Source organism: Mycobacterium sp. (genome assembly GCF_049802695.1).
In the GTDB taxonomy this organism is placed as follows: Bacteria; Actinomycetota; Actinomycetes; order Mycobacteriales; family Mycobacteriaceae; genus Mycobacterium.
The window spans coordinates 1-9569 of record NZ_JBARMY010000106.1 but is presented as its reverse complement, the minus strand read 5'-3'; the positions used below and the strand labels follow the sequence as shown (position 1 = coordinate 9569).

The following is a 9569-nucleotide window of genomic DNA, read 5'->3' as shown; positions in this document are numbered from 1 at the left end:
GGGCAGTCCTGCGACGCGGGCGGCACGCAGGCTCGACGCCGATCCCCCGACGGCAAGTGCACTCTCCGGCCGGACGCCCAGCTCCCACAATGCGAGCCGGTACAACTCGCTGGCGCTGCCGGGCTGGTCTAAGTCGTCAGCGCTGACAATCGTCTCGACGAGACCGTCGCCGATGAGTTGGCGGACCGATGTCTGCGCGTGCTCCCGGTCTTGCCTGCTGACGACGGCAACCCAAATGCCCTCCACGAACAGGCTCATCACCAGGTCGATGAGACCGGCCCTGGGCACCAGGTCGTCGTCGCCGCCGACCTGACCCAGCGCGCTGTCCGCGTCGAACACCACCGCGCGTAACGGGTGGACGTCGGCATCGACCGGACACGCCCGGTCCCACCAGAATGTGCGCCTGGCTGTCGCTGTCCCCGTGGCTCCCATGTCGGTAGCCTGCCCGCAGGTAGCCCGCACGGGCGTCCCCCATAAGGGGGATTGAGGTAAGCATTTCGCTTTATGGTGTTGCCATGGCGGACACCGAACCGGCCTCGAAAGGAGTAGCCCCTGTTCGGCTCGTCCTCGTCGACGATCACGAGATGGTCATCGAGGGCCTCAAGGCGATGCTGGCCGCCTTCAAAGACAGAGTGCAGGTGGTGGGGCATGCGGTCGGCGCCGAGCGCGCGACCGGCGTCGTCGAGCAACTGCAGCCCGACGTCGTGCTGTGCGACGTCCGCATGCAGGGCCGCAGCGGCCTGGACCTGTGTCTTCTGCTGCGGGAACGCGACCCGGACCTCAAGGTTGTCATGTTGTCGGTCTACGACGACGAGCAGTACCTGTTCCAGGCGTTGCGGGTCGGTGCCCGCGGCTACCTGCTGAAAAGCATCGGCAGCGACGAGTTGGTGCGTCAGTTGGAGCTGGCCCACCACGGTGAAACCGTGCTCGACCCGGGAATGGCGGCCCGCGCGGTCGACACCGCGGCCCGGTTGCAGCGTGACGAATTCTGGCCCGGCGCACGCCAGGGGCTGACCCAACGAGAAAGCGAGATCCTGTCCTTCATGGTGACCGGGCTGTCGAACCGCGGCATCGCCAACAAGCTCGTGATCGGCGAGGAAACGGTCAAAAGCCACCTCCGTTCGATCTACCGCAAACTCGGTGTCAGTGACCGGACCGGCGCAGTGGCCACCGCGCTGCGCGAAGGGATCTACCAGTGAACGCGCCCCAGCCGCCCGAGGAGACCCGCAGTTCGCACGCGGTGCGTGACCTCGTCGACGCCGACCGTGAGTTGGCGCTGTTGCGGGAACTCATCCAGGCGGCCTCCCGCGGTCCAGCTGTCGAGCCGCTGGCGGCCGCGGCCGCCCGGATGATCACCGTGGCGACCGGTACCGACGTGTGCTTCGTGCATGTGCTCGATGACAGCGAGCGCTCCCTGACGCTGGCCGGTGCCACGCCGCCATTTGACGGCCAGGTGGGGAAAATCCAGCTGCCGCTCGGATCGGGGATCTCGGGTTGGGTGGCCCGGCACCGCGAGCCGGTCGTGATCAGCCACGACAAGGAATCCGACCCGCGCTACCTGCCGATCCAATCGTTGCGGGGCCGCGACTTCACCTCGATGGTGTCGATGCCGATGGAGACCGATCCGGGTGGCTTGGTCGGGGTGCTCAACGTGCACACCGTGCAGCGCCGGCAATTCACCGACCGTGACGTCGAACTATTGCGGGTCATCGGCCGGCTGATTGCCGGGGCGCTGCATCAAGCGCGGTTGCACCGTCAGCTGGTGGCCCGTGAACGCGCCCATGAGCTGTTCGTCGAGCAGGTGATCGAAGCGCAGGAGATCGAACGGCGTCGGCTGGCCGGCGACATCCATGACGGAATCTCACAGCGCCTGATCACACTGTCGTATCGGCTCGACGCCGCGGCACGCGCTGTCGGCGACGATCCGGTCGAAGCGTCCGAGCAACTCGAGGAGGCCCGGGAGCTGGCCCGGTTGACACTGGAGGAGGCTCGCGCCGCGATCGGCGGGTTGCGACCACCCGTCCTCGACGACCTCGGCCTGTCCGGCGGGTTGGCCAGCCTGGCCCGGTCGATACCGCAGTTGGACACTAAATTGGATCTGTGCGATGTGCGGCTGCCCGAACACATCGAGATTGCGCTCTACCGCATCGCCCAGGAGGGCCTGCAGAACGTCGTCAAACACGCCGGTGCGACGACGGCCCGGCTGCGGTTCGCGGTCGACGACGAGACCGCGCGACTGGAGATCGTCGACGACGGGGTCGGTTTCGACACCTTCGAGCATCCGCTGGGCAGCGACGAGATGGGCGGCTACGGCGTGCTGTCGATGTCGGAACGCGCAGAGCTCGTCGGCGGACGGCTCAACATCCGGTCGCGGCCCGGAGCCGGGACAGCCGTCACGGCGACCATCCCGTTGCCTCCGCTGTTAGCGGATTAGAAGTCCCCGGCGCCGCGGCGCAGGGTTTCGATCGACGACACCAACGCCTGCGACTCCCCCGCCGACATCCCGATATCGGCGAACACCTGCTCGTTGAGCGTGACGGTGGCGTCCTCGACCGTCGAGCGGCCCAGGTCGGTGATCTGCACCAGCGTGGTGCGCCCGTCGGTGGGGTGCGGCAGCCGTTGCACCAACCCGCTGGCTTCCAGGCGACGGATCGCGTGCGTGACGCTGGTGACGTGCACCTGCAGCCGGTCGGACGCCTTGGTGATCGGCAGCGCTCCGCTGCGGCTGAATGCCAACAGGCGCAGCAGCTCGAAGCGGGAGAAGCTCAGGTCGTAGGGCCGCAGCGCCGTCTCGACGCGGGCGAGCAGGATCTGGTGGGCGCGCATCACCGACGTCACCGCCACCATGCCCGGCGCCACGTCACCCCAGCCGGCGCGCTCCCAGTTGGCTCTCGCCTGGGCGATCGGATCGGTTTCGGAAGCGGCCACGCCCTTTTCTTACCGCACTTCCGGACGCGATTCGGCCGGGCTATGGGATTCAGCGGAGCGACTTCGCCACCGCGGCCAGCACCGCCTGGGTCGAGGCGCGGCTTCCGACGGTGATTCGCACACCGCCGTCGTCATAGAAGCGGGCGTGCAGGCCCGCGTCGGCGAACACCTCAGGCCAGGGCCGCCCGACGGCCTGTAGGTAGACGAAGTTGGCGTGCCCGTCGGCGGGGCGAACGCCCATCACCCGAAGGCGCCGGCACAGGTAGTCGCGCTCCCCGGTGATTCGCAGGATGCGTTGTCGCAGCTGGTCTTCGGCATCATAGGACGCCGCCACCGCGACCAGGCTGGTGATGCCCATGCCGAACGGCAACTGCATCCGCCACAGTATCGTGGCCAGCTCCGGTGACGCGAACCCGTAGCCGATCCGAAGTCCGGCCAACCCGTAGGCCTTCGAGAACGTCCGCAACACCACGACATTCGGGAAGTGCCGGATCAGCTCCGGTCCGTCGATGCGGTGCTGGGGGGCAACGAACTCGATGTAAGCCTCGTCGAGCAGCACGATCGTGTCGGTCGGCACTCGGCGCAGGAAACTCTGCACATCGGTGACAGATTCCAGGGTGCCGGTCGGGTTGTGCGGCCGGCACAGAACCACGACGCGTGCGCCCACCGCCGCCTCGGCCATCGCCGCCAGGTCGTGGTGGCCCTGCTCGTTGAGCGGAACGGTGACCGGTGTGAGGCGCGCCATCTGCGCGAAGATCGGATATCCGTCAAACGTCGGCTGGCTCAGCACAATTCGATCACCGGGCCGCGTCACCGCATGCAGCACCTGCATTGCCACCCCGCTTGCACCCGCTCCCAGCACAACCTGCCGGTCGCTCACCCCGACGTGCCCGGCAACGAGCGTTCGCATCTGCTGGGGCAGGAACTCCGGATACCGGTTGGCGACGTCGATCGAGCGGATCAACGCCGAGCGCACCGCCGGCAGCGGCGGGAATGGGTTTTCGTTCAGCGACAGGGCCAGCGGATCGATCGCATCCGGCAGCGCACAGAGTATCTCCGGTGTCATCGGGCTTGTCTCCAACAGCGTTGACATCAGCCACGTCCGCCCCAGCGCAGCGCCGCCGCACCGGCGAAGTCACCGGCGTGCGCGAACGCGGCCATCATGACGAGATCGCCAGGCTTGACCTGACCATCGGATATCGCGCGATCGAGATTGACCGGGATTCCGGCACCGAACAGGTTGCCGCACTCGTCAAAAGTGTCGCGATGACGTTCGCGCGGCACCTCGAGCGCTTCACGCCAATTGCGCAGGAACACCCGGTTGGGCTGATTCGTCACCAGCAGCCCGAAGTCTTTCGGCGACACTCCCATCCGGTCGCAAACCGCGAGTGCGACTTCGGGAACCTGCCGATTGCCACGGGCCAACACCTTGGTGATCTTGGACTCGGTGAAACCGATGCACCCTTCACCGGGTCCGGCTCCCCACCACTTGCGGGGCGGGTCGATCGCGATCGTCATGTCGCCGGCGTATTCACCGTAGGTGCGGCACTCGACGTCGAGAATGGGTGAATCGTCTGACAGCGTGACCAAAGCCACCGCAGCACCGTCGCCGGGAACCGACGACTGCGCCTTGCGTCGCACGCCAGGCTGGTCGAAGATCTGCCCGGCCGCATTCTGCGTAATCGCGATCACCGCGGTGTGTCCCTCGCCTGAGGTCAGCAGTTGACGAGCCACCTTGAGCGCCAATACGAATGCCGCGCATCCGCCGTTGTGCAGATCCAGCACCCAGTTCGGCCGCATACCGAGCCGATGCGCCATCCCGCCGCCACTTCCGTAAAACGGCATGTCGGGCAACTGCGTATGGGTGATCAACACGTCGGCGCTTTCGATGACGTCCCGACCGTGCCGCTCGATCAGCCCTCGCGCGGCTCGCTCGACCATGTCGATCGCGGTTTCGTCCGGCCCGACATGGTGGCGGTATTTGGGGGCGCGGAACATCAAGTTGGCCGCGAGGTCGTCCGAGCCGGCGAAATGCGCGTAATAGTCTGCGCCGATGGGCTCGCCGGGCAGGTAGGTGGAAAGGTCGGTCAGGCTGACGGTGGGCTGACTCATGGCAGTGCTCATCTCAGCTCACTTCATCCAAGCCGGCGTGATCGGCAGGCCGTTACGGTGGCGGTATTCGGCGATGGTCTTGAGGTTGTTCAGCTCCAGGGCGTGACCGGCGCCGAAGATGTCCCAGAAGTCGCCGACCCAGCCCGTGCGGTGCGGCGGAACGGCCTCGGGGTAGGGGTTCTCGTCGTAGAACGGGTGGTGGCAATTGGTCCACAGCACAACCGAACCCGGCTTGTTGAGCACGACCTGCGCATCCAGGACCCGCATCACGTAGATCATCCACAGGTGCCGGCCCTGGTCCCAGGCACAGTGGTAGTCGACGGTACGCGCCTGCGCGTTGGCCACTGTCCGCGTGTAGATCTCGGTGTCGGGCAGCAACCGGTCGTAGGCGAGCCAGAGCCCGGGCTCATCGGCCGGAGTGAAGTCACGCAGGGTGTACGTCCACTCTTCGAGACTGCGGGTATCGGCCAAGTATTCGAACAACTCGTCGGGTGGGCAGTCGACGTAGTCGTTGACGGTGCAGTACTGGCCGAAGACCTCGTCGTGCGGATACATCGACCGCATCTTCGCCATGAACATCGGCGCGGTCTGCTCCAGCGGCGAGGTCTCGATACGGACCACTCCCTCGATCGGCTCGGTGGTACCGGTGTGAGCGTGAATGTCGTCAAGCGCGGGCAGGGACATCGGATCGGTTCTCCTCATGAGTTGTGGCTCTTTGTTGGTTAACGGGATGGTCGCCCCGTTGGTTCAGGAAGGCGGCGAAGGGCGGAATTTCGTCGGCGGAGCACTCGATGCTGACCACCGACGGACCGTCTACGGCTATTGCCCGTTCCAGCGCGGCCGGCAGTGCGTCGATGTCGTCCACCTCAACCGACGACAGGCCGGGAAACATGACCGCCAGGCCCGGCGCCAGTCGGCTGGGACGAAATCGGTTGTAGCTGTAGAGGTCGTCGTAGAACAACTGCTCGCGGGTCACGCACATGGCGTGGGCGTTGTTGTTGAGCAAGACGAACGTGATCGGCAGGCGGTATTGCACCGCGGTGTGGATCTCCATGCCGTGCATGAAGAACGCGCCGTCGCCGGCGATCACCACGGTGCGCCGGCTGGGCCTCTGACTCTTCGTACGAGCACTCACCGAGCGCCCGAACGCCATGCCGATGCCGGCGCCGAAGCTGTAACCCATGCCGCCCATGCCCAGCGCGACGGTGAACCGGCCACCACGCCGGGCCGGCAGATAGTGAATGGCGGCCGCCCCGGTGTTGCCGGCGTCGACGACGATGTCGACATCGGCGGGAAGCACACGGTCCAGCACCGCCATCGCGTTGCGGTAGCGCACACCCGGACCGTCGAAGGCAGGGGGCTGTAGTTCTTCGTGGGGCACCACGTCAGGCACCCGCAGCCCGGTTGGCCGTCCGCGTCCCGACAGCACCGCTGTCAGCATCACCAGCGACGTGCGCAGATCGTCGGTGTGAACATGGGTGCACGCCAGGTAGGGCGGTGCCGAGCCGATCGACACGGTGCGCACGGCCGCCAGCGCATCGTCGAGACCGGCACGCGCGGTCACCGACAGCCGCGTGCCGACAACCAAGCACAAACCGCTGCCGGCCACCGCCTCAGCCACGCCGGGATGTCCCATCACGCCGGTGACTCCGAGCGCCGACGACGACCCGAAACCCGGTGTTCCGGCGACGTCCTTGGCATCGGGTACGCATGCCACCCGTGCGCGCAGCAGGGCACGCAGCTCTTCGAGTTCCCGGCGTGCCTCGTCTCGAGCCACCTGTTCGCCGGCGATTATCGTGACTGGTCCGTTGGCGCCGCGCAGCGCGCGCACAATCGGGTGCAGGTCGCCGATCCGGGGAACCGATGCCGGGATCTGGGTGTCAGCATTCCCGATGTATCCGTTTACCGTGACAAACTTCTGCTGAATGTCTTTGGGCAACAACAACACTGCCGGGCCACCACGGCATGCCGCGGCGATCGCATCGGGCAGCGCGGTGAGAATGTCAGCGGGCATCAGCACCCGTCGGCAGAACACCGATACCGCGGAGAACAGCGCCTCGGCATTCAGCGAACCGTTGCGCCCACTGGTGTCCTGAAAGCTGCCTCTGCCGTCCATAGTGGTCGCCGGCTGACCCACCAATGCCAACACCGGCACCCTACTGGCCAGCGACTCGCCCAACCCTGCGATGAGGTTCAGCGCTCCGCCGCCCGACGTCGCCATCACCACACCGAGCCCCGCGCCGCCGCGACTGTAGCCGTCAGCCATGGTTGCGGCCGAGAACTCGTGCTTTGCTAAGACGGCGTTGATGTCGGAGTGGAAATGCGCTGCGTCGTAGAGGTCTTCGATGTTGGCGCCGTCGACGCCGAAAAGGTATTCGATGCCGATGTTGGCGAGGTGCTCGACGATGTGGTCGACTACCCGGTGTTGCCTGGCCATCTGTTCACCTAACTTGTGACGATGCCAGTAACACGGCCCCTAAAAGGCTTTAGTTCACTGCTGCCCGAAATTTCTCACATCGAGCGCTCCAACAGCACGCGGTCGTTGTCAGCGAGAATGACTTGCACTGAGGCGATTTGGTCAATGGGCGTCGAGATGCTGCCGGCGGGCGTGGCGGTGTGACCGGGCTCGGCCACCCAGGTCGCCAACCTCGTGTGACTGCCGTCGCGCCCCACCACGACCATCGCCAGCGTGTCGTGATGAGAGGTCACCGGAGCCAGGCAGACGCAGTTCAAGTCGATGTAGGTTCCCCAGTGCCGGGGGTTGACCGATACAGTCGAGGCCAGCGCCGCGGTGCCCACCTGACCCATCGGCAGCCCCGACACGCTCGCCTGTGGCGGCGTCGACACACCGGTCAGGGAATGGCCCTGAACTCCGATGAACACACAGATCGCCAGCACCGCGGCCGCGGCCGCGGTGGCCGTCCAGGTGAACACGCGCGACCGTCGCCGCCGCCAAGCCACTTTCGCAAGCAACGACGGCAGCATGTCTGGAGGCGACGACGCTTCCCCGGACTTGTCGTCGCCCTCGGCGATCGCGGCGACCTGGTCGGGGTCGAGCTGCGACAGCAGCGCAGGCATGCCGCTCAGTTCGGTAACGGCTTGCCGGCATGACACGCAGCCGGCCATGTGCGCTTCGAATTCCCGCCGTTCAACCGACGACAGTGAGCCCAGCACGTATGCGGCATCCCACATCGCGTACTCGTCGTCGCCGCCGTTGGCGGGCGGTTCGTCGTCGAACGGCCGTCCGGACCGCCATAGTGACGTCATCGTGCCACCTCGTTTCCTGCCCCGTCAGCTATTCGGAGCCGACGGGCGCGCGGATGGCCAGTTAGCGCCATCATCGCGTCACCCCCAATTCTTGAAGTGTAAGTCGCAAGGCGCGCATGGCGTAGTGCAGTCGCGACTTGACGGTTCCTTCTGCTATGCCCAGGTCCGTGGCGATCTGCGCGGTGGTCCAGGCCTGATAGTAGGACCGTTGAACCACCGCACGATGTTGTTCGGAAAGCTGAGCCATCGCTTCGCCGATCAGCAGCCGGTCGAGCGCGGCGTTGACTTCATCGGGAGCGGCCTGCTCGGGCGCACTGTCCAGCGAACCGACTTCCTTGCGGGCCCGTGCGGTACGGCTCTCGTCGATGATGATGTTGCGGGCGACGGTGAACAGCCAGGCCCGGGCCGAGCGCTCGGAATCGCCGACGACCTCCGGATGTTGCCACGCCCGCAACAGCGTCTCTTGGACGACATCTTCGGCACGGCTCGGATTGCTGGTGAGCCTCAGGGCATACCGCCACAGAGCCGGGGCGTGCTCATCGTAGAGTGCCTTCATCAACGCCGCTTCTGCGGCCGCCGAGCTGATTCCGTTAGGCACTCTATTCACCTCCTGCTCGTGACACGAGTGAAACGCTCGTTCGGTTCACTAACGGCCCAGCGGCCGCGGTTATCGACAGTCACACGCGTTTCTTCGGTCACCGCAGCGGTGTGCTCACACTGTGCCGCACCCAAGCGTCAAACGCCGCGCATCCAGCTGTGGAATCGACCATCCGGGTCGTAGGCCGTGCGCACCTCGTCCAGGCGCGCCATGTTGGACTCGGTGATGAAGCGCGCCGGACGCCGGCACAGATTCTCGTCGGCGAGCGAGATGCCGGAGGCCAGGTGCGACATCGCCGCCATGTTCGATCCGGCCCAGTCGCGGTACCGTTCGTCGTCGGCGGGATCCTGCCAGATGGTGAACAGCGCCAGGTAGATTTCGTCTTCCAGACCATAGACCATGTCGGCGCGATCCGGGGACGTCTTCCAGCCTGTGAAGATGAAATGCGAAGGGTGCGGCGGCATCGTTTCGATGATTCCGCGGATGCCCGGCAGCAGCTCTTCGGCGGAAGCCGAGGTGAACATGCTGTCCGCGACATAGCGATGCCCTTGGGGATAATTCGTCATCACCGCGTTATACCAGTTGGCCAAGGTGGTCGGCGCGTAAGCAAGATTCACTATCGCTTTGTCGATCACCGGGCAAGTAGCAAGCGGCGCAAGGGCTT

The 9569-nt window shown here is 65.9% G+C and carries 10 protein-coding genes and 1 pseudogene; 2 read left to right on the top strand and 9 right to left on the bottom strand.

Features of this window, described 5'->3' with window-relative positions:
* A partial coding sequence (locus tag WA317_RS04080; RefSeq protein ID WP_425171823.1) for an HAD family hydrolase occupies positions 1-432 on the bottom strand: 432 nt, incomplete at its 3' end.
* Between the two features lie 83 nt (positions 433-515).
* Between WA317_RS04080 and WA317_RS04075 the strand changes: the two genes are divergently transcribed.
* Both WA317_RS04075 and WA317_RS04070 read left to right on the top strand, forming a co-directional pair.
* Positions 516-1199, top strand: a complete 684-nt coding sequence (locus tag WA317_RS04075; RefSeq protein WP_425171822.1) for a response regulator — start codon at positions 516-518, stop codon at positions 1197-1199.
* Positions 1196-2434: a GAF domain-containing protein gene (locus tag WA317_RS04070; protein ID WP_425171821.1), complete on the top strand. Its 1239-nt coding sequence runs from the start codon at positions 1196-1198 to the stop codon at positions 2432-2434. Before WA317_RS04075 ends, WA317_RS04070 begins: the two co-directional genes overlap by 4 nt.
* On the opposite strand, the gene WA317_RS04065 is transcribed toward WA317_RS04070, so the two are convergent.
* From WA317_RS04065 to WA317_RS04030, 8 genes and pseudogenes are all read right to left on the bottom strand, one after another.
* Positions 2431-2928, bottom strand: a complete 498-nt coding sequence (locus tag WA317_RS04065) for a MarR family transcriptional regulator (protein ID WP_425171820.1) — start codon at positions 2926-2928, stop codon at positions 2431-2433. The two genes, WA317_RS04070 and WA317_RS04065, sit on opposite strands and share 4 nt — an antisense overlap.
* 49 nt (positions 2929-2977) lie before the next feature.
* The gene (locus tag WA317_RS04060; RefSeq protein ID WP_425171819.1) at positions 2978-4021 is read right to left on the bottom strand and encodes a pyridoxal phosphate-dependent aminotransferase; all 1044 of its coding nucleotides are present in this window, start codon (positions 4019-4021) and stop codon (positions 2978-2980) included.
* On the bottom strand, positions 4021-5040 hold the full coding sequence (locus WA317_RS04055; protein WP_425171818.1) for a 3-oxoacyl-ACP synthase III family protein: 1020 nt from the start codon (positions 5038-5040) through the stop codon (positions 4021-4023). Before WA317_RS04055 ends, WA317_RS04060 begins: the two co-directional genes overlap by 1 nt.
* 18 nt (positions 5041-5058) lie before the next feature.
* Positions 5059-5724 (bottom strand): SRPBCC family protein, encoded by a 666-nt coding sequence (locus WA317_RS04050; protein WP_425171817.1) that lies wholly within the window; start codon positions 5722-5724, stop codon positions 5059-5061.
* A complete protein-coding gene (locus WA317_RS04045) occupies positions 5705-7477 on the bottom strand; it encodes a thiamine pyrophosphate-binding protein (RefSeq protein WP_425171816.1) in 1773 nt (590 codons plus the stop codon). The genes WA317_RS04050 and WA317_RS04045 overlap by 20 nt, the downstream gene beginning before the upstream one ends.
* Positions 7478-7551: 74 nt before the next feature.
* Positions 7552-8307 (bottom strand): anti-sigma factor family protein, encoded by a 756-nt coding sequence (locus tag WA317_RS04040; protein WP_425171815.1) that lies wholly within the window; start codon positions 8305-8307, stop codon positions 7552-7554.
* Between the two features lie 70 nt (positions 8308-8377).
* Positions 8378-8905 (bottom strand): sigma-70 family RNA polymerase sigma factor, encoded by a 528-nt coding sequence (locus WA317_RS04035; protein ID WP_425171814.1) that lies wholly within the window; start codon positions 8903-8905, stop codon positions 8378-8380.
* A gap of 137 nt (positions 8906-9042) precedes the next feature.
* Positions 9043-9569 (bottom strand): annotated as a pseudogene (locus tag WA317_RS04030) (FAD-binding oxidoreductase); the annotation flags it as partial.